This is a genomic window from Desulfospira joergensenii DSM 10085 (assembly GCF_000420085.1).
GTDB classification, from domain to species: domain Bacteria; phylum Desulfobacterota; class Desulfobacteria; order Desulfobacterales; family Desulfobacteraceae; genus Desulfospira; species Desulfospira joergensenii.
Window position 1 is genome coordinate 1,716,571 of the sequence record NZ_ATUG01000001.1, and the last position, 20,155, is coordinate 1,736,725.

16 protein-coding genes and 1 tRNA gene are annotated in these 20,155 nt (G+C 51.0%); 4 read left to right on the forward strand and 13 right to left on the reverse strand.

Translation table 11 applies throughout. The features are described 5' to 3' along the window. Window positions 1-54 precede the first annotated feature (54 nt). Together F608_RS0108660 and F608_RS36880 are read left to right on the forward strand one after the other, a co-directional pair. Entirely contained in the window at window positions 55-744 is a 690-nt protein-coding gene (locus F608_RS0108660) for a GAF domain-containing protein (protein ID WP_022665234.1), read from the forward strand. A gap of 180 nt (window positions 745-924) precedes the next feature. Then, window positions 925-1,086: an ATP-binding protein gene (locus tag F608_RS36880; protein WP_022665236.1), complete on the forward strand. Its 162-nt coding sequence runs from the start codon at window positions 925-927 to the stop codon at window positions 1,084-1,086. A gap of 78 nt (window positions 1,087-1,164) precedes the next feature. On the opposite strand, the gene F608_RS37115 is transcribed toward F608_RS36880, so the two are convergent. The 3 genes from F608_RS37115 to F608_RS0108690 form a co-directional block, all read right to left on the reverse strand. Beyond that, window positions 1,165-3,996 carry a sensor domain-containing protein gene (locus F608_RS37115; RefSeq protein ID WP_022665237.1) on the reverse strand — a complete coding sequence of 944 codons (2,832 nt, stop codon included), beginning with the start codon at window positions 3,994-3,996 and terminating at the stop codon, window positions 1,165-1,167. Between the two features lie 222 nt (window positions 3,997-4,218). After that, the gene (locus F608_RS0108680) at window positions 4,219-5,079 is read right to left on the reverse strand and encodes an urea carboxylase-associated family protein (protein WP_022665238.1); all 861 of its coding nucleotides are present in this window, start codon (window positions 5,077-5,079) and stop codon (window positions 4,219-4,221) included. Between the two features lie 65 nt (window positions 5,080-5,144). Continuing rightward, window positions 5,145-5,696: a gamma carbonic anhydrase family protein gene (locus tag F608_RS0108690; protein ID WP_244154258.1), complete on the reverse strand. Its 552-nt coding sequence runs from the start codon at window positions 5,694-5,696 to the stop codon at window positions 5,145-5,147. A 320-nt stretch (window positions 5,697-6,016) separates the two neighbouring features. Between F608_RS0108690 and F608_RS0108700 the strand changes: the two genes are divergently transcribed. Beyond that, entirely contained in the window at window positions 6,017-6,748 is a 732-nt protein-coding gene (locus tag F608_RS0108700) for an acyl-CoA thioesterase (RefSeq protein ID WP_153307470.1), read from the forward strand. Between the two features lie 6 nt (window positions 6,749-6,754). Further along, entirely contained in the window at window positions 6,755-9,376 is a 2,622-nt protein-coding gene (locus F608_RS34575; protein ID WP_022665243.1) for an HD domain-containing phosphohydrolase, read from the forward strand. A gap of 61 nt (window positions 9,377-9,437) precedes the next feature. Here F608_RS34575 and F608_RS0108710 read toward each other — a convergent pair whose 3' ends face one another. From F608_RS0108710 to F608_RS0108755, 10 genes are all read right to left on the reverse strand, one after another. Continuing rightward, window positions 9,438-10,034: a YkgJ family cysteine cluster protein gene (locus F608_RS0108710; protein WP_022665244.1), complete on the reverse strand. Its 597-nt coding sequence runs from the start codon at window positions 10,032-10,034 to the stop codon at window positions 9,438-9,440. A gap of 8 nt (window positions 10,035-10,042) precedes the next feature. Next, window positions 10,043-10,816: an MBL fold metallo-hydrolase gene (locus tag F608_RS0108715; protein WP_022665245.1), complete on the reverse strand. Its 774-nt coding sequence runs from the start codon at window positions 10,814-10,816 to the stop codon at window positions 10,043-10,045. Next, the gene (gene pnp, locus F608_RS0108720; protein ID WP_022665246.1) at window positions 10,809-12,899 is read right to left on the reverse strand and encodes a polyribonucleotide nucleotidyltransferase; all 2,091 of its coding nucleotides are present in this window, start codon (window positions 12,897-12,899) and stop codon (window positions 10,809-10,811) included. The genes F608_RS0108715 and pnp overlap by 8 nt, the downstream gene beginning before the upstream one ends. Before the next feature lie 200 nt (window positions 12,900-13,099). After that, window positions 13,100-13,369, reverse strand: coding sequence for a 30S ribosomal protein S15 (rpsO, locus tag F608_RS0108725; RefSeq protein ID WP_022665247.1), 270 nt, complete (start codon window positions 13,367-13,369; stop codon window positions 13,100-13,102). Window positions 13,370-13,520: 151 nt separating this feature from the next. After that, the gene (gene truB, locus F608_RS31250) at window positions 13,521-14,447 is read right to left on the reverse strand and encodes a tRNA pseudouridine(55) synthase TruB (RefSeq protein ID WP_022665248.1); all 927 of its coding nucleotides are present in this window, start codon (window positions 14,445-14,447) and stop codon (window positions 13,521-13,523) included. Window positions 14,448-14,558: 111 nt separating this feature from the next. Further along, entirely contained in the window at window positions 14,559-14,981 is a 423-nt protein-coding gene (gene rbfA / locus F608_RS0108735; protein WP_022665249.1) for a 30S ribosome-binding factor RbfA, read from the reverse strand. Then, window positions 14,982-17,879, reverse strand: coding sequence for a translation initiation factor IF-2 (infB, locus tag F608_RS0108740; RefSeq protein WP_022665250.1), 2,898 nt, complete (start codon window positions 17,877-17,879; stop codon window positions 14,982-14,984). A gap of 70 nt (window positions 17,880-17,949) precedes the next feature. Continuing rightward, window positions 17,950-19,416 (reverse strand): transcription termination factor NusA, encoded by a 1,467-nt coding sequence (gene nusA / locus F608_RS0108745; RefSeq protein WP_022665251.1) that lies wholly within the window; start codon window positions 19,414-19,416, stop codon window positions 17,950-17,952. A gap of 17 nt (window positions 19,417-19,433) precedes the next feature. Further along, a complete protein-coding gene (locus tag F608_RS0108750; RefSeq protein ID WP_027362597.1) occupies window positions 19,434-19,877 on the reverse strand; it encodes a ribosome maturation factor RimP in 444 nt (147 codons plus the stop codon). A gap of 182 nt (window positions 19,878-20,059) precedes the next feature. After that, window positions 20,060-20,135: transfer RNA gene (locus F608_RS0108755), tRNA-Gly, on the reverse strand. Between the last annotated feature and the right edge of the window lie 20 nt (window positions 20,136-20,155).

Below are 20,155 nucleotides of genomic sequence, written 5' to 3' on the forward strand. Positions count from 1 at the left end.
CAATATATTTGATATTATTTGTATTCATTCTATTTTCGCACAAAGAGGGCAGATATGGAAATCCAGACCCGGAAAATCGCAATTCCGTCTGAAATTGAAAAAACATGGCAGCGCATCGTAAATGTTATATCTGACCTGATCTGCGTCCCCAGTGTGATGATCAACAGATTAAATCCCCCTGAGCTTGAGGTGTTCAGCGCCAACCTAAGTCCTGGAAATCCCTTTCCCGCCAGGACCAGAATGGAGATGGCCGGGGTATACTGCGAAACAACTGCAAGGCTGAAACAAAGGCTAAAAATCTCCGATGCCAGAAAAGATCCGGAATGGGCAGGATCTCCCACGGCAAGGGCCGGTATTTTTGCATATCTGGGGTTTCCCTTATGCTGGCCGGACGGAAAAATCTTCGGGACCCTGTGTGCCGTTGACACAAAAGAGAACAAATGGGGAGAACAGTATGAAAGCCTTCTTCTCTCTTTTAAAGAAGGGGTTGAGGCCCATCTGGCACTTTTAAACAAAACAAAAGAGTTGGAACGAAAAAACAAGGTCCTTGAGAAGACCCTGGGCGAAGTAAAAACACTTCGCCGGCTCATGCCCATCTGTGCCTCATGCAAAAAAATAAGGGATGACAAAGGGTATTGGAACCAGATTGAAGAGTATCTTGGCAAACACGCCGATGTATGGTTCAGCCATGGAATCTGCCCGGACTGTGCCAGAAGATTATATCCGGGATTGGAAGGGTTATAGCAATATTCGATCAAACCGGTATGAGGGGTTATGAAACGGGCCGGATCCGAAATTCATCCTGCGGCTCAGGAGGGAGAAAGGGGCAGACATGCTTTGCATGGAAATCCAAGACAACGGGCCCGGAATGGACCCGGCAATCCGTAAAAAAAAATCTTTGAGCCCTTTTTTACCACAAAACCCGTGGGGATCGGAACCGGTCTGGGCCTCTCCGTTTCTTATTTTATCATCACTGAAAATCCTGGGGGAACCATGGACCTTGTTTCCCAGCCGGGCAGGGGAACCAATTTTATTATTGGTCTTCCCCTGGAAAAAGCAAACTCTAAGGATGTTTTTCCTGGATAACCGGTTACATCAAAGATAAAAAACCACTCCTTGGATCTCTGTTTGAGTCTGTTCCAATCAAAACCGGCCAAGCCCCGCTCAAACGGTCCGCAGTCCCCGCCCGGACAGACCCTCTGCCGGAAACACAAGCTGTTCCCGATTTTCAGGAAAATCCAGAATTGTTTGGAGATAATTTTTAAAATCATCATAGGGCATGGGACGGGCGAAATAAAAACCCTGAAGCATTTCACACCCTTCCTTGACAAGAAAATCCCTTTGTCCTCTGGTTTCCACACCCTCGGCAATCGCCATCAGGGACATGGCTTTTGCCATGGCCAGGGCGGCGCGGACGATGGCCGTGCTTGAGCCTTCGTTTTCAATGCCCTGGATAAGTGAACGGTCTAATTTCAACGCATTTAAAGGGAGGTTGTTGATGGAATTGAGAGAAGAGTATCCGGTCCCGAAATCATCGAGTTCCACGCGCAGTCCCAATCCCCGCAACTCGTTGAGTATGAGTCTGCCCCGGTTCATGTCCTGGATGAGGCAGGTTTCAGTGAGTTCAAACTTCAGGCGGCGGGGATCCACACCGGTTCGCTTAAAAATCGAAACGATTTTTCCGACAAAGTCCTCGTCGACAAATTGCCTTGCACTGATATTCACCGCAATGGCGAAATCTTCCGGCAGATCCTGATTTTTTAGGTCGGTAAGATAACCGCAGGCTTTTTCGATAGCCCATTCACCCAGGGGAAGAATCAGGCCGGTATTCTCTGCAACTGGAATGAACGACCCCGGTGGAATCGGTTCTTTGCCCGGAGGTAGCCAGCGAAGAAGGGCCTCTGCTCCACAGATTCTACCCGAGCCCCAGAACTGTGGCTGAAGGTATAGGAAAAATTCTTCATTTTCCAATCCGATCTGCATATCATGGGCCAGGGCACTCCGGTTATTCACAAGGGTCTGCCGAACCTCATTGTAGAAGCAGCAACGATTCCGGCCCAGATCTTTGGCTTCATACATGGCCACATCGGCCCGCTTGAGCACCTCACCCTCGTTTATATCGGTATTCTGGAAAAGAGATACTCCGATGGAGGCGCTGCTGTGATGGGCATGTCCCTGTTTGCCGAGGATATAAACCCGATTCAAAGCCAGCCTGATTTTTTCAGCGATCTTCATTGCTTTTTTGCGCCCGGGTTTCTCCTCCTCTCCCAGCCACTCCAGAACAATGACAAATTCGTCTCCCCCCAGTCGGCCCACAGTGTCTGTCTCTCTTACACAGTTTCGAAGACGCTTGGCGACCTCGACAAGCAGGGCATCTCCGACATTGTGGCCCTTGGTATCATTCAGGCTTTTAAAATTATCCAGGTCAAGCATCAGCACGGCACCAAAATTTTGCTTCCTGCGGGATACGGCGATGGCGTGGGCCAGCCGGTCATTAATCAGCCGCCTGTTTGCCAGCCCGGTCAGGGAATCGTAAAGGGCCAGTTTCCGAATCTGTTCCTCCGAGTGTTTTCGTTCGGTAATGTCCCAGATATATCCGTACCACAATGTACCGCCGTCCATCAACAGCTCCGGTGTTGCCTGCCCTTCCAGCCAGACAATTCCTTTTTCCGGATGATGGATCCGATACTGATCCTGCCAGGTTTTCAGGTTTTTACTGGACTCCCGGATCTTGTCTTTTACCCGCCCGATATCCTCTTCATGGAAGAGTTGAAACAGGGCCTGGGAATCATTTTTTAATTTTTCAGGTCGGATCCCGCAGGTATCGATGATTCCTGTACTGGCATAGGGAAGCCATGAACGGCCTTCCGGGTCAAGGTGAAACTGAAAGATGAACCCGGGAATGTGCTGGGATAATTTTTCGAGACGGGTGGACAACTCTTTTCGCTCGGTAATATCCTGGATGCTTCCCACTATTTTTTTTACCCGGCCGTCATTTCCTTTTATGGACGCCGCATGCTGATAAACCAGACACTCTTTTCCGTCGGGACGGGTTATCCTGTATTCCATATTCAAAGAGGCTTCTTCCCTGGCCAATGAACTCAGATCTTTTTCCACCATTGCCCGATCTTGCGGATGAACCAGTTTGAGGGAACTCTGCCGGGTGACTGAAAATTCTTCCACCGACACCCCGTAGATTTCATATATTTGATCCGACCAGGTGATTTCTCCGGTTCTGATATCCAGCTCCCAGTCGCCCACCGATGCAAGCTTCTGGGCAGCCACAAGGCGCTTCCGGGTGTCTGTCAATTCCGAAACCGAGGATTTCAAAGAATCCAATGTATTCCTGACCTGCCGCTCCAGAGGCCGGAATATGAATCCCACTTCCATCAGAAGGGTGGCAATGGCGGCCAGCCATATGATCAGCTCGAGCCTTTCAATTTTCAGGATGGCTTCCCGGCCGATTTTTCCATACTCATCCACAGCAGCATCCAGGAGGGGTTCCAGTACATGGGGGCCATACGTCGTCAGAAAAAGGTACGCAGCCGACCCCGTATTCAGGTTTTCCATATCACTGTCATAGACCTGCTGGGCCCGCTCCAGAAACCGGGTTAAAGCCCGTTCAAGCCCGACCATGGGGTCCTCATAAATTGTCAGCAGAGAATCATTGACTACCTTTGGGATATTATCTTCCGGGCTCCCCTTCCGAAGGGCTTCATGTGCGGATTTGATCTTATAAATGGTTCGCCCCACCTGGGCACGGGCCATGCTGAATTCAGCCTCATCCTCGGTTACTGCCATCAGGCTGGCAAAGTATGCAATTCGATTGGTTAAGCCGGCCTGATGGCTGGCCAGATTGATAAGGCCTGAATAGTCCCGCTGTTTAGACACAACATGCTGCATGGTTATATAAGAGGACGTGACGAGAAGGGCAATGGCACTCAGGCCGATAAGATATCGAAACCGCAGGTTTTGAATCGTACTGAGGTGGATCATGTCATCCCTCTTTACAAAATGGATAATACCGAACCGCCTCCCCCATGACCGGTAGCAGGTCAATGTCAATTGCGGTTAAGCTGTAAGCCTCTGTGAGCGGCAAACTTATACCATCAGAATATTAGAATTTGATTAATTTTTAGAGAATAAACCCGATATGGGTTGAATGTTCACGGATTGCCCTGTATCTTCCGATTTTCCTGATTTATCGCCTGAACCGCTTTACTTCCCGTGCCGGCCCGAATATGCCGAAGGTCGGGGTGAAGACCATCCTTCCAGAGTTTCGGGGTCGGTCTCAAAGATTTCAATCTTCAGGGGGAAACAGGGGGCAGTGTCGCTGGAATGCTCGGAACCGCAGTCTCCACCGGGGCAGGCCGACAAGGCTCCCAAAAGATCGATCTCGGCAAAGAACTCAAGAAAATCCCCCGGACGGACCGGACTGGCCTTCATGAAATACTGGTGGGTGTCCCGGGTGAATCCCGTGCACATGAAGACATTCAGGACATCGTGGACATGGGGCTCTGCCCGGTCAAAGCTCAGGCCGGTTTCTTGGGCCAGGGCCCGGATCAGGTTGGAATGGCAGCAATGATCATAGTCCTGGCCGCTGAGCAACCGTCCGGTATAGGGATCGCACCGGGTGCCGATGACGTCGTGGACTCCCCCGCCGAACCCGTCAAACCCGTACCAGTCCAGGGTATCATGGGTAATGGTGGCCATGGGCCGCAGATGGGGAAAACTGCTCCACATCCGGTCTCCGGTGCCCAGGTGGGTCCCGTGGAGAGCCCGGGTTTTGCCGCTGTAAAAATGTTCAAAAAGATCTGTCCCGCACCAGAGGTTGAGGTCCCCCACCTGGGGCCCTTCCATGCTGAGGATCCGGAAAAAATTCCCGGCCTTCACCCGGAAGGTCTTTGCCTCCCGGGGCGGAACAATCACCTCTTCAATCCGGTTCATTCTCTTTCTTGCGGCGGAATAAAGGGCCATGTCCGGCCGGGGAAGTGTATCCACAGGATAGCAGACCACGGGTTTTACGGCTTTTCTGGCCTTTTCATCCGAGGGCGGCCGGTTTTCAGGTCTGGGTTTCATATTGTTCTTTCTCCGGGATCCTAAAAGAGTTATGGGGACAGGAGGAGAATCCTGTTGAATGGCCGTCATTTCCGAATTTCATGAAAGATCTTCTCCGACCTGTAATTTGCGGCGTTTTCCATATAGCTTTGGGCCATCATTCCGGTCTTTTTCCGAATCTGATCTTTCTCCCCGTAGGTCTTTTTGACGGACCCGGGAGATCCCGTTACAAGGGAATAGGGAGGAATAACCGTATTTTCAAGGACAAGTGCATTGGCCGCAACCACAGAGCCCTGACCGATGACCGCCCGGTTCATGACAACGGCTCCCATGCCGATCAGGCACCCGTCCTCAATGGTGCATCCGTGGATGACACACCTGTGCCCCACGGTCACCCCGTCCCCGATTTTTAAGGGGACATTCTCATCGGCATGACATACGCAAAGATCCTGGATATTTGTTCCTTCACCGATATGGATCTGATCCAGGTCCCCCCGGATAACAGATTGAAACCATACGGATGAATCCCGGCCGATTCTCACATCTCCGATGATCTGCGCACCCGGGGCAATGAAAACCGATGGGTGAACCAGGGGACAATTTTGTTTATAGGAATAAAGGGGCATTATCCTGTCCATATTTTATCATCTTGGCATAATCCGCCCAAGCCATACCAGAAATTTGACTTCACCACAATTTAAAAATCCGGGCCCGGCCGGAGGCAGGCCCGGCAGCCGCTTTTTTACTTTTGTTCGTCAAAAATATGGCAGTTCCCGGAATAAATTTGTCATTGATTACTAATTTTTTATTTGACTTTTCTTCAACCTTTTGAAATGTAATAATAATTTTTAGCTTTTTCCTCATGGTATCATAATTGCTAACTAATTACTAACTGACCTTAAGGATGGTTATAATGGGTTTTGACATGGACCGGAAAAAAACAGGAAAGGAGGCTAAAATGTTGATGAGAGCAAGGGACCCGCGTGTAAACAAACAGATTTTGGCAGTATTGGATCAAGGCGAGGCCATTGTCGAAAATATTTCAACTTCAGGCGGTTTTTTAAAAACAGAGGCACGGTTTCCCAGGGGAGAATCCTTTAACCTCAACCTAAAGGTGATGGGACGGAAGACAATCAGAATGGTCTGCGAGTCCCAGAGATGCAACGATTCCGGGGTGGGATTCAAAATACTCCAATTTAAAAATTCAAAGGAAGATCTCTTTAACCAATATGTGGAGCAGCAGTTTGAATCCCTGAAACAATTCGGGGATTCAAGGGTATTCACCACGGAAATCATGATCACCTTAAAAGACACCAATGTATTTGGAAATGTCTATTTCAGCAATTTCATTGAATTCCAGGGTGTGATCCGGGAAAAATTCCTGCTGGCAACGGTTCCGGACCTGCACGACCTGCTTACCCGGACCAGCATCCGCCTGGTGACCGTTGACACCTATAACAAATTCATCTCCAATGCCTTTTTCGGGGATGTCATCCAGGTGGAGTTGACCACTTCCGCCATCAAGGCGGCTTCATGCAAATTGAACATTGTCTTTAAGAATAAAAATACCGGGGAATTGATCGGAAAAGGATATCAGACTTTTTGTGTTGTCAAAGCCAACGGGAAAGTGATAAGACTTCCGGATGAATTGCTGGGGCCATTGGATTTTTATCAGGAGGTAGCAAGCTAAAGCTGAATGCAGTACCTAAGCGCAGTTCTTCCCCTATTCTCTTCCCTGCTCTTTTTGTGCTTGGGTATCACCATATACTTTCTTTCCAGGGGCACACTCCGCAAGGTCTTCTTAAGATTCTGTATTATCACCTTCCACTGGCAGTTTTCATGGTTTATTCTTTTTTTGCTCCACAGTAATGAATATTCCGGCCTGATCTGCAGGATAGGGTATACGGGAATCATCTTTTTACCGGTAAGCATATATGAATCCGTTGTCCATTACCTGAGACTGCCCAAACATCATATCCGCTGGGTCTATGGTCTTTGCCTGGGATTCCTGGCCAGCCTGTGGACAACAGACTATTTTATCAAGGGCGCCTATCTTCAGTCCTTTGGATATTATCCCGAGGCCGGCCCCCTGCATCCGGCATATATGGCCATGGTGTTTATCCTGATGATCCGTCTCTTTTCCCTTTTGTACGGGGTTTTTAAAAAAGAAACCGACACCATCAAAAAAAACCAGTTAAAGTATTTCTTTATTGCCAGCATTGTATTCTGTTTTGCCTCCATTGATTATATTCTCAATTATCCGGCCCTGGCAAAAGAACTGGGATTTCAGATCTATCCCATTGGTGTTTTTTTTATCTCTTTCAGTGTGCTGGTCTTTATCCTTTCCCATTTCCTCATGCTCAACTCAACCCTTGAAAAAAGGGTAGCCATGAAAACGGCTCAATTGGAGGAGTCCGTGATTGCCCTTGAAGAGGCGGCCCGTTCCAAAAAAGATTTCATCGCCAATGTCACCCATGAACTGAGAACTCCCCTGACGGTGATTCGGGGGTGGACAGACTACATTCTTGACGGGGAATCCGGGCAAATTCCGGATCATCTGTTAACCATCATCAATAAAGTCGGTCTTCAGACCCTGAACCTGACCGAAAAGATAAATGAGCTGCTCAAGGTATCCAAATTTGACGCCGGCATGAGAAAACTGGTGCTGACAAACGAAGATCTGAATGCCGTCATCTCCCAGATCGTCAACAGTTTCAAAGGACTCACAGACCAGCGGGGAATCGATCTGAACTTTTTCGGGACCCCGGACCTGGAACTGGTCTTTATCGACAGGGAAAAATTAAAGGATATTTTGAACAATTTGATCCGGAATGCATATAAATTTACGGAAAACGGAGAGATCAAGGTGGTTCTGTCCCGGGAGCAAGACAGGATCAGGATTAAGGTGAAAGATACCGGCATCGGCATGTCCCGGGAAGTCCTTGGAAAAATATTTCAAAGATTCCAGCAGGGCGACGGCTCCCGAACCCGGAAATATGAAGGTACCGGACTGGGACTCGCCATTGTAAAAGATTCCGTGGAATTGATGCATGGTGAGATCTCCGTCAAGAGCCAGGTGGGACAGGGTACGCTTTTTTCAATTTTACTGCCCATGGATCTTGAGAAAACAGAACCCGATGCCGTTATCGAGAGAAGGATAAAGGAACGCCGGAAAAAAAGAAAAAGCTACGGAACAGATGACAGGCGCAATATTGACAGAAGATTGACCGACCTTGCCAAGATAGACCATGAGGATATTACCCGGATCCTTAAATCGGAAAGAACATCCGACCCTAAAACCACTGTGAAGAGAATCCGGCCGGAAAATTCCAAGGGCGACATTGTCATTGCCGAAGACAACAAGAGTATACAGGAATTTTTAAGTGCTGCCCTAAAGGAGTACACCCTTCATATTGCATCCAACGGCCGGGCTGCATGGCAGGCAATAAATGAGCACATGCCGGGGCTGGTGATTTCCGATATCATGATGCCCATTATGGATGGATACACGTTGCTCGAAAAGATCAGGACCGCCCCGAATACCGAAACCCTTCCGGTCATCATCATCACCTCCCTGACCGACCAGGAAGACAGGATCAAATCCCTTCAGTACGGCGCAGATGACTACCTGACAAAACCCTTTCACCACCTTGAACTCCAGGCAAGAGTTAAAAATGTACTCAGTGTTCACAGGCTGGAAAGAGAAAAAACAAAATCCGAACAACTCGAGGTATTTTTAATGGTTCTTGCTTCTGTCATTGAATCTAAAGACAAGTATACGGGCGGCCATGTTGAACGGGTGGCCGGATATGCCAGAGACCTTGCCCGGAAAACCGGCTTAAACGAGACCCTGGTGAATGAGATCTATATGGGCACCATTGTCCATGATGTGGGTAAAATCGGAATTAAAGACGAGGTGTTAAACAAACCCGGCCGCCTGACAGACCAGGAGTTTGAACATATCAAAGAGCACCCGGCCATTGGAAAAAATCTCCTGTCAAAACTGGAGATCGCCCCTGTTGCCGTAAATATCGCCTATTCCCACCAGGAGAAATGGGACGGCACCGGCTATCCCCAGGGCCTGAGCGGAATGGAAATTCCCATTGAAGCCCGGATCGCCACCATTGCCGATGTCTGGGACGCCATCACCTCAGACCGGCCCTATCGGGTCGCCATGCCCCTGGAAAAGGCCATCAGCATCATGCATGAAGAACGTGGCAAATCCTTTGACCCGGATCTCTTTGATCTGTTCATGGATGACAATGAAAAATTATATCTAAAATATATTGACCGGGAAAAGAAGGTCCTGGCCTTTTAATCCGGGATTTGCCCTTTGACTGCGGCATGGGTGGATCCGATTCAATCCGACATTCTTTGTTTCAGAGGGTCATCTTTTGGTTAATGACGATATTATGGGACTTGCCGAACACCACGATCTTTCCGGGGTCAAATCCTCCCCCCATGTAGGTGTCGAGAAACCCAGGCGCATCCAGCATGTGAAGGATATAGGAAATATGGCCCAAGTATCCTGTGGAATCAATTTCCTGGAGGCGTTTAATCTCTTCTTCGCCCTTGTCCATGACCTTCCGGTTCACCCGGGGCGGATTCTCTTTTGTGCAGGTATGGAGGGAGTAGATCCTCCGGCAGGAAAAGGGGCGGATCTCGTAGATCATGCAGACATTGTTCTTCATTAAAAAGGGGCAGGGAACCACCAGGTTCTTTTCCCGGTGCCTGACTTCCCGAAAAAGGCTCTTTTCCAAAGATTTCTGCCGGGAACGGGAAAATTTTTGGATCAGGCCCCTGATTCTCAGGCCTTCAAGGGTGGTCACATCAATGGATCCGGCATGGGAGCAGCAGAAGGCGCACCCACTCTTGCAGGCCTGTCCGGTCCGGAATCCCCGGACCTCTTCCTCAAAAGAGGAATAGACCTCATCCACGGCCCGAAATCCGGCTTTAATGGATAATTTTCCCGTCATGACAAACCCTAAAGCCGGATCATCTGGCCGGGCCTGTCCGGAGAGGCCACGTAAAGGGCGGTTTCAGAACCGTTCAGCCCCTTTGTTACCTCTAGTAGCGCTTTCTGGGGATGGTTGTTCTCCTCGCTCAGATGGGCCAGGATGATGTGCTTCAGATCCTGGTGAAGGAGTTCGGAAACCAGGTTTCTGGCATCCACATTGGAAAGGTGGCCCGTTCTGGACCGGATCCTCTGCTTCAGATGCCAGGGATAGGGTCCGTTGATGAGCATGTCCGGATCATGGTTGGACTCCAGATAAAGGGCGATGCTGTTTTTCAGATGCTCCCGGACCAGGCCGGTGACAATGCCCAGATCCGTGGCCACCCCGATCTTTTTTTCCTGAAAGGTCAGGGTAAGTCCGGCAGGGTCCCGGGCATCGTGGGAAATGGAAAAGGGGTTGATCCGGATGCTGCCCACCTCAAAGGGCCGGCCGCACTCGAAGTGGTTCAGGTGATCGATTTTTCCAAGGCCCTGGCAGGCGGAATAGGTATGGGGGGTGACATAGACCGGGATTTTAAAGCGCCGGCTTAATATCCCGGCTCCCCGGATATGGTCTGAATGTTCGTGGGTGATGATGATGGCGGAAAGGTCCTGGGGGTTCTCCCCGACCTGGTCCATGCGGCGCTGGATTTCCTTGCCGGACAGGCCCGCGTCAATGAGCAGGGCCGTGTCCGGGGTGGAAATAAAAAGACTGTTCCCCCTGGACCCTGAGGCCAGGGGGCAGATGCAAAAAGGATTATTCATCCTCTTCTTTGACAGCTTTATAACTCAGTTTGATCTTGCCGTCCCGGGTGATGTCCAGGACCTTGACGCGGATCATCTCTCCTTCTTTGACCACATCGGTAACCTTTTTGACCCGGTAGTCGGCAAGTTCGGAGATGTGCACCAGGCCGTCTGTTCCGGACTTGATATTGACAAAGGCGCCGAAATCGGTGATCTTCACCACCTTCCCTTCGTAAATGGTGCCGATCTCCGGATCCAGGGCAATATCGGAAACCATGGCCAGGGCCCGGTCCGCATCATCCTGGTTTTCCGCTGCGATCTTGACCAGGCCGGAGTCATCCACTTCAATCACCGTGTTGGTGTCGGCCTGTAGGGCTCGGATGATCTTGCCTCCGGGACCGATGATGTCCCTGATCTTGTCGGGATTGATGGTGATGGAGACAATCTTGGGAGCGTGGGGAGAGATCTCGTCCCTTGATTTATCGATGGTTTCAAGCATCTTGTCCAGGATATGGATCCTGCCCCTGTTGGCCTGGGCCAGGGCGGTTTCCATGATCTCCTTGGAGAGTTCCTTGATTTTAATGTCCATCTGAAGAGCGGTAATCCCCTCTTTGGTTCCGGCCACTTTAAAATCCATGTCCCCGAAATGATCTTCATCCCCGAGGATATCGGAAAGTACCACGGTTTTCTCCCCGTCTTTGACAAGACCCATGGCAATACCGGAAACCGGTGCCTTGATGGGAACCCCGCCGTCCATGAGGGCCAGGATACCGGAGCATACCGTTCCCATGGAGGAACTGCCGTTGGATTCCAGAACCTCGCCCACCAGGCGGACCGTATATTCAAAATCCTCTTTCTCGGGCATGACCCGGGCAATGGCCCTGTGGGCCAGGTTACCGTGTCCGACATCTCTCCGGCTGGGACCGCCCGGCCGTTTAACCTCACCCACTGAATAGGGAGGAAAATTATAATGGAGCATGAAGGCCCGGGTCATATTCCCGTCGTCCAGGGTCTCAATCCGCTGTTCATCCATACCCGATCCCAGGGTCAGAACACCGAGGACCTGGGTTTCACCCCGGGTAAAAAGGGCAGAACCATGGGGCCGGGGCAGACAGCCCGCCTCACATGTGATCTGACGGACTTCATCAAAGGCCCGGCCGTCGATGCGCTGGTTTTCTTCAAGAACGATCTGCCGGCTCACCGATTTTACGGTTTTACTGAATACCTCTTTGATCTCCTTGACCTGTTCCGGATATTCATCACAGAATTGGGCCACGGTCTCTTCCTTTAAAAGGCTCAATGCGTTCTGCCGCTCGATCTTGGTTTTGATCTGGACCGTTTCATGGATCTTGTCTTTGGCAAAATCCTTGACCTTTTCCGCCAGGGCCTCGTCTCTGGCAGGCGGAACAAAAGCCCGTTTTTCCTTGCCGCAGGCCTCCTTGAGTTCAACCTGAAGATCGATGATGGGCTGCATGGTCTCATGCCCGAAGAAGATGGCATCCAGCATGTCCTTTTCAGACACGATGTCGGCACCCCCCTCCACCATGACCACTCCGGTTCTGGAACCGGCCACGGTCAGGTCAATATCGCTTTCTTCCATCTGTTCCGGCGTGGGGTTGGCGATGAACTCGCCGTTGACCCGTCCCACTTTGATGCCGGCAATGGGGCCGGCAAAGGGGATATCGGATATTTCCAGGGCGGCCGATGCCCCGACCATGGCCAGAATCCCGGGATCACAGAGCTTGTCCGTTGAAAGAACCGTGGCAATGACCTGGGTTTCAAAGTTATAATCATCCTCGAAAAGGGGCCGGATGGGCCGGTCAATGAGCCGGGCCCTCAGGGTTTCGTTTTCCGAAGGACGACCGATTTCCCGCCTGAAATAGTTGCCCGGGATCCTGCCGGCGGCATAAATGCGCTCCTGGTATTCCACAGACAGGGGCAAAAAGCTGATGTCCGCCTTGGGTTCCTTGGAAGCCACTGCCGTTACCAGGACCTCTGCTTCTCCATACTTAACCACGACAGCGCCGGAGGCCTGTTTGGCCATTTTCCCGGTGCGGATGGAAAATTCTTTTCCGCCAATGGTTGTTTGTACAATCTTTTCCATAATTTCTCCTAAAATTAAAATAAAAAAAGACGGAAATTTCAGGAGGCCTTAAAAATATAAACCCGCATCTTTGCCATCAAACCTGGGATTTGATGGCAAAGATGCGACTATATTTAAAAGGATTCCCAAAATCTGCCGCCTGAATAATAATAAAAACCGGTTTTTGACATGGAATCGCCAAAAACCGGTTCGTCATCAATTTATCTTCTCAATCCGAGTCTTTCAATTAAAGAACGGTACCGGTTCACATCTTTTTTCTTTACATAGTCAAGAAGGCTTCTGCGCCGGCCAACCAAGATGAGCAGTCCGCGTCTTGAATGATGGTCTTTTGTATGTGTCTTCAGATGTTCGGTAAGATAGCTGATCCGGTGGGTTAAAATCGCCACCTGGACTTCTGGTGAGCCTGTGTCAGACTCGTGGAGCTTGAATTGCTCAATCATCTCCTCTTTGCTTTCTGCAAGTAAAACCACTTTAAACTCCTTTATTTGGAATAAATAATATAATGGTGAAAAATCCGATCGTCTCCTGGCGCAGCCTTTTATCCAATATTCCACTCAGATAAAAAGGAATGGGAGCTGATACAACACCATAAGTAAATATACAACCTGCTGTAAATATCAGTTATCCGGCAAAAACGCAAGAATAATTATAGGTTGAATCCTTTTCCCCGGATGAAATCACGGCCAGCAGATCGCCGGACTCATCAATGACTCTTACATACCCGGGAGTCTTCCCCCCTGCCTGCCCCTTTTCAATCCGGTCCGGATCAATGTCCGTATCCCCGAGCTTTTGCCCGTAGCGGATCTTCCGGGCAAGGGCCGAATCTGCCCGGACAAAGTCCATGAAGGCCAGGCAGTCGGACATGGAAACCACCCTTTGGGAAATACGGCTGTTGTCCATTCCGTCAATCTCTTCCAGAGAAACGGCATTTTCGAGCCGGAACTGGCTGGACCCGGTGCGGATCAGCCCGGACAAGTGGGCGCCGCAGCCCAGGGTCCTGCCCATATCATGGGCCAGGCTCCGGATATAGGTTCCCGAAGAGCAGACCACACGGATTTCAAATTGGGGAAGATCCATCCGGGTGATCCCGATATCAAATATCTCGATCCGTCTGGGGGGTTTTAGGATCATCTTTCCCTGGCGCGCCAGTTTATACAGGGGGGTGCCTTCATGTTTCAGGGCGGAAAAACTCGGGGCCACCTGGTCCTGAACTCCCTTGAATTCCAGAACCGTCTTTTCGACCCGGGAAGGGGTTATCTCGGACAGGACAGACGGATCTGCCTCTGAGGTCCGGGTGCCGGTCCTGTCATAGGTATCGGTTTCAATCCCAAGGGTTACCTGGGCGGTATAGGATTTTCGGCCTTCCAGGAAAAACTTTGATATCCGGGTGGCCTTGCCCAGGGCAACCAGCACCAGGCCCGTGGCAAAGGGGTCCAGGGTTCCGGTGTGGCCGGCTTTTTTTGCCTGGAGCGCCCTTTTTACCCGGGCCACTACCTGGGCCGAGGATATATTCTCCGGCTTGCCGACCGGAAGGATACCGTCAATCATTGACTTCCTTTATTTGTCTGATGGATTCCCTCCTGGTCAAAATCAGGTTTGCCATGAAAAGCAATCCTTAACAATGGCCACGAAGGGTCTGAAGGTTTTCCGAGGTGAATCTCAATCTAAATTCTGCGGATCTTCTGTACCTGATATTCCCGGGCCCTGTATTTCCGGGTCATTGGAGGAATCTTCATCCCGGGGCTTGACCGAATCGATGAGGGCATCCATCCTGGCCGCCCTGTCAAAGGTGTCATCGTAGACAAACCTCAGGTCAGGCATGTATTTGAGGCCCAGTTTCGGGGCAATTCTCTTTTTGATAAACCCCTTGGATTTTTTAAAACCCTCCAGGACCTCATCGATCCTGTCCCTGCCTCCGAATACGGTGACGTAGATATGGGCCACCCTTAAATCCGGGGTCATTTTCACCCCGGAAATGGTGGCCATTTCGATCCTGGGATCCTGCATCTTTTTGTTCAAAAGCTCGGTAATGGCCTTCTGGATCTTGATGCCGATCCTCTCTCCTCTGGCGTAGGGTTTCATCTATTCAGCCTTGTACTTTCTCTCTTCGACCTCATAGCACTCAATGGCATCTCCCACCTTGATATCGTTGAATTTTTCAAGGCCGATACCGCATTCATATCCCTGTTCCACTTCCTTGACATCGTCTTTGAACCGACGCAGGGAAGACAGCTCGGTATCACACTTGATGATACCGTCCCTGAGAAGTCTGACTTTCTTGCCCCGGATCACCTTGCCCTCGGCAATATGGCACCCGGCAATGGTTCCGATCTTGGGAACCACAAAGGTATCCCGAACATCGGCCCGGCCGATGATGATCTCATGGAAGGTGGAGGGCATCATTCCGTCCAGGGCCGCCTTGATATCGTTGATGACGTCGTAGATGATGTCATAGAAGCGCATGTCCACGTTTTCATCCTTGGCCATCTTCCGGATCTGGGGCGTGGGCCGGACATTAAAGCCGATGATAATGGCGTCGGACACACCGGCCAGGGCAACGTCTGATTCGTTGATGGTCCCTGTACCCGAATGTACGATTTTAACATCCACCTCTTCCTTGGCCAGATCCTTGAGAGAATCGTTAAGGGCCTCGATGGAGCCCTGAACATCTGCCTTGACAATGAGCTTGAGTTCCTTGATCTCTGCGGAACCCAGGTTTTCAAACATCTTTTCAAGGTTGGCCCGGCTCTTCTTGGCCAGTTCCTTGGCCCGCTGTTTCTGCATCCTGTGACCGGCAATCTGCTTGGCATCCTTGTCCGAAGCCACAGCGATAAACTCATCTCCGGCATCGGGCACACCGTTGAGGCCGACGATTTCCGCGGGCGTACTCGGTCCGGCATCCTCGATTCTGTTTCCCTCGTCATCGATCATGGCCCGGATTCTACCGGAATGAAGACCGCAGACCACGGGATCCCCGTCCCGCAAGGTCCCCTGTTTCACCAGGACGGTTGCAACGGCCCCCCGGCCCGTATCCAGTCGGGATTCCACAACATAGCCCGAGGCATTCCGGTCCGGGTTGGCCTTGAGTTCCAGGACTTCGGACTGGAGAAGAACCATTTCAAGGAGTTCATCAATGCCCTGGCCTGTTTTGGCCGAAACCTTCACAAAGATCACGCTCCCGCCCCATTCTTCGGACAGGAGGTCATACTCGGACAGCTCCCGCATGATCCGATCCGGGTCGGCCCCGGCTTTGTCCATCTTGTTCACGGCCACCACCACGGGCACACCCGCGGCCTTGGAATGGTTGATGGCCTCTACGGTCTGGGGCATGACTCCGTCGTCGGCCGCCACCACCAGGATAACGATATCTGTCACCTGGGCCCCCCTGGACCTCATGGCCGTAAAAGCGGCATGGCCCGGGGTGTCCAGAAAGGTGATTCTCCCGCCGGCAGAGGTCTGGACATTATAGGCCCCGATATGCTGGGTAATGCCCCCTGCTTCTCCGCTGGTGATCTTGGATTCCCGGATCACATCCAGAAGCGAGGTTTTCCCGTGGTCGACATGGCCCATGATGGTCACCACAGGGGCCCTTTCGATCATATTGCCCTCATCATCTTCAACCGTGGGCATATTGATCAGGGTATCTTCCTCAAAACTGGCCTTTTCCACTTCAAAATCGAACTCTGCCGCCACCAGGGAAGCGGTCTCAAAATCAATGGTCTGGTTTACCGTTGCCATGACTCCCATGCCCATGAGCTTGGCAATCATCTCATTGGCCTTGATTCCCATGCGTTTGGCAAGTTCTGCCAGTTCAACGGCCTCGTCAATCTTAACCCTTCTCTTGATGGCCTTGGGAGTGGTAATCTGGGTCTTCTGGAAACCGCCTTTCTTGCCGCGGCTCTCTTTTTTACCCCGTTTTTTCCTGCCCCGGTCGTAGAGGGCATCCCCTTCAACCACGGATTTTTTCTTCCGCCGTTTCCGTTTCCCGGGGAACTCTGATCCGGGCGCTTCCCTGCGCCGGTCTTTTTTTCTGCCAGCCGGATCTGGATCTCCCGGCATGGGCGGCACGCCCAGATTACCGGGCACAGGCCCTCCGGCATCTTTTCTCGGGGATGTTCTGCGGGGCTCTGTCTGACGCTCCCGGTTGACCTGGCCCCGTTTCCTGTCCTCAGAGGGTTTCATCTTCTGAAGATTTTCAAGCACAACGGGATCTGCGACTTTTACAATCTTGGCCGGGGTGGTTTTCTTCTTTTTCTTTTTCTTTTTCTGGGCAGCCTGGGCCGCTTCTTCCGTATCTTCTTTCCCCTGGTTTTCCTTTTCCTCTTCAGCAGCCGGTTCATCGGAAGCGGGCAGGACTTCCTCCTCCTTGCCTGCAGATTCGGCGGTTTTCCGGGCCGGGCTTTTTTCTTTGGCTTCCTCGACTTCCTCAGCCTCTGGGGCGGGTCTTTCTTCCTCTTCCGGTTCAGGCTCAGGGAGGTCGGGTTCTGAAGGCTCATCCTTTTTGGCGGGCTTGACAATCTTGGCAGGCTCTGATTTCCGGGTCTTGGATTTGGTCACTTTTTTGGGAGCCTTACCCTGATCTTCAGATTCTTCTGGGTCAGAGGATTCTTTTGACTCTGCAACCGGTTCATCGGCCGAATCTTGCTCACCCGAGTCCTGGGCCGGCAAAGCTTGCTCTGTCTCCACTTCAGGGGCGGTTACCTCTTCCTCTGCAACCTCGGATTCATCGACTTCCGTATCGGAAACAGGTTCGGATTCGGTCGTGGTTTTTCGTCTGCGGATAACCGAAGGTTTCACCTTAACGTCCTGTTTTCTTTTTTTCTTACCAAACAGACTCTGACGGATTGCCCTGACAGAACTGTCTTCCAGAGAGCTCATATGGCTTTTCACTTCAATCTTTAATTCTTTCATCTTATTCAGAAGCGCTCTGTTTGTCATGTTCAGATCTTTAGCTAACTCATATACTCTGACTTTGGCCATTGGCTGCCCCCAGTAATCCTCTTTAAATTATCTTTTTACCATGCTTCTAATTCACTCGTATACGACTTACCTAGACGCCCTCTTCCGTATCCTTGTCCGGGATTTCTTGTTCCGGCTCCTGTTCGGCTTCCGGGTCTGCCTGACCCGGATCTGGAGATTCTTCTTCCTGCACGGTTTCTTCTTCCTGTGCAATTTCTTCTTCCGGGGGTTCAAGGCCGCCCTCTTCAGGTTCTAACTCTTCCGGGTCTTCTGATTCTGCCAGGGCCTCCTGCTCGGCGGCTTCCCGTTCAGCAGCCTCTTCTTCAAGGGTCAGCTGCCGGGCTTCTTCAATTGTGGCCTCGGCCTCTTCTTCGGAAAGATCCATGATGGATACAATATCTTCCACGGCGGCTTCGGATATCTCCATGAAAGAGGCAAATCCCGCCTTGAACAGGACCTCTGCCATGGCCATGCCCACATTGCTCAATTTCATGAGGCTGTCATACCCCTGCTTCACCTCCCGGCTGTACTCCTCCTCACTGGTCACCTCCAGGTGCCAGCCGGTGATCTCGCAGGCCAGGGAGACGTTCTGCCCGCCTTTTCCAATGGCAATGGAAAGGTATTCATCATTGACAATCACCTCCATGGATCGATTGTCCTCATCAATGATCACCCTGGCAATCTCTGCCGGGGAAAGGGCATTACAGACAAACCGGGCCACATCCGGACTCCACTGCACAATATCGATCTTTTCCCCCCGGAGTTCCTGGACAATGTTCTGAACCCGGTTGCCTTTCATTCCCACGCAGGCCCCCACAGGATCCACGTCCGAATCAATGGAAGCCACGGCAATTTTTGCCCTGACCCCCGGGACCCGGGCCGCACCCTTGAGGTTGACAATGCCTTCTGCCACTTCAGGCACCTCGGTTTTAAACAATTCAATGAGAAATTCCGGATGGGTTCTGGAAAGAATAATCTGCGCCCCTTTGGATTCCTCAAGAACATCCAGGACATATGCCCGGATCCTGTCCCCGCGTTTGTAGTTCTCCTTGGGCATCTGCTCCCTGGGTCTGAGCACGGCCTCAGCCTGTCCCAGGTTGACAATGATGGCCCCCCGGTCAAACCGCTGGACAATGCCGTTGATAATCTTTCCCTTTTTGTGGATAAAATTTTCATAGACCGCGTTTCTCTCGGCTTCCCGCATCTTCTGGATAATCACCTGCTTGGCAGATTGGGCGGCGATCCGTCCGAAATCCTCGGTATCCACGAGAATCCCCAGGCTGTCCCCTATCTCACATTCAGGATCGTATTCATACCCCTCTTCAAGGGTGAGCTCGGAATCCGGATATTCAACTTCTTCAACTACTTCCTTAAAATGGAAAACTTCGACGTCACCGGTCTTTTCATCATAGTGGACCTCAATATCCGCCCTGGGACCGATCTTTTTCCTGGCAGCGGAGACAATGGCCTCTTTGAGCGTATTTATCAATACTTCCGGATCAATCCCCTTTTCACGGCTTACCTGGTCGATAACTCTTTTTATATCTGTGATAAACATCTTAAAAGTTCTCCATTCTAATCTCCTGCAAGTATGGCCTTGCTGATCTGCAGGTCTGATATCTCCACTTTTTTGCCATCAACGCCGACTAAAACGGAATCCTCATTTACCTTCTCAAGAACTCCGGTAAATTTCCTTTGCCCGTCAATGGCTTCTCGGGTTTCTATTTTAACTCTTCTGCCGGCAAATCGATAAAAATCTTCCTTTTTGTTGAGGGGGCGGTTGGGTCCGGGAGAGGAGACCTCAAGCCTGTACGACCCCATATTTTCAATATGGACATCGATCAGATCCCCCAGCTGCCGGCTGATATAAACGCAGTCTTCCAGGGTGATGCCCCCGGGTTTGTCCGCAAACACACGGACAATGACCTCCCGGTCACGGCCGAAACACTCCACATGGACCAGCTCATAGTTCTCTGCCTGGCACAGGGGCAGGGCTACCTGGGCAACCCTCCCTGCCAATCCATCCGGTGCATCTCCAATCAAACCTGTTCCCAAATCTCTCATTCCCTATTAAATACAAAAACGGGCAGACGCCCGTTCCTAGTACAACCCACATTAAAATCTTCACCCCCGGTTCACCGGATCAGATCATGTTTAAACTCCAAATCAATGGAACATATCTGCCATCTCCAAAAAAAAGATGGAGCGGGCAACGAGGCTCGAACTCGCGACATCAAGCTTGGGAAGCTTGCACTCTACCAGCTGAGTTATGCCCGCATCAGCAGCACAATATATCA

Coding starts and splice junctions, on each gene's coding strand:
- F608_RS37115 (WP_022665237.1), bottom strand. CDS start 3,996: ATGATCCACCTCAGTACGATTCAAAACCTGCGGTTTCGATATCTTATC.
- F608_RS0108700 (WP_153307470.1), top strand. CDS start 6,017: ATGTTGATGAGAGCAAGGGACCCGCGTGTAAACAAACAGATTTTGGCA.
- F608_RS0108680 (WP_022665238.1), bottom strand. CDS start 5,079: ATGAAACCCAGACCTGAAAACCGGCCGCCCTCGGATGAAAAGGCCAGA.
- truB (WP_022665248.1), bottom strand. CDS start 14,447: ATGATTGACGGTATCCTTCCGGTCGGCAAGCCGGAGAATATATCCTCG.
- F608_RS0108690 (WP_244154258.1), bottom strand. CDS start 5,696: ATGGACAGGATAATGCCCCTTTATTCCTATAAACAAAATTGTCCCCTG.
- rbfA (WP_022665249.1), bottom strand. CDS start 14,981: ATGAAACCCTACGCCAGAGGAGAGAGGATCGGCATCAAGATCCAGAAG.
- pnp (WP_022665246.1), bottom strand. CDS start 12,899: ATGGAAAAGATTGTACAAACAACCATTGGCGGAAAAGAATTTTCCATC.
- F608_RS0108710 (WP_022665244.1), bottom strand. CDS start 10,034: ATGACGGGAAAATTATCCATTAAAGCCGGATTTCGGGCCGTGGATGAG.
- F608_RS0108660 (WP_022665234.1), top strand. CDS start 55: ATGGAAATCCAGACCCGGAAAATCGCAATTCCGTCTGAAATTGAAAAA.
- F608_RS0108715 (WP_022665245.1), bottom strand. CDS start 10,816: ATGAATAATCCTTTTTGCATCTGCCCCCTGGCCTCAGGGTCCAGGGGG.
- F608_RS34575 (WP_022665243.1), top strand. CDS start 6,755: ATGCAGTACCTAAGCGCAGTTCTTCCCCTATTCTCTTCCCTGCTCTTT.
- nusA (WP_022665251.1), bottom strand. CDS start 19,416: ATGTTTATCACAGATATAAAAAGAGTTATCGACCAGGTAAGCCGTGAA.
- infB (WP_022665250.1), bottom strand. CDS start 17,879: ATGGCCAAAGTCAGAGTATATGAGTTAGCTAAAGATCTGAACATGACA.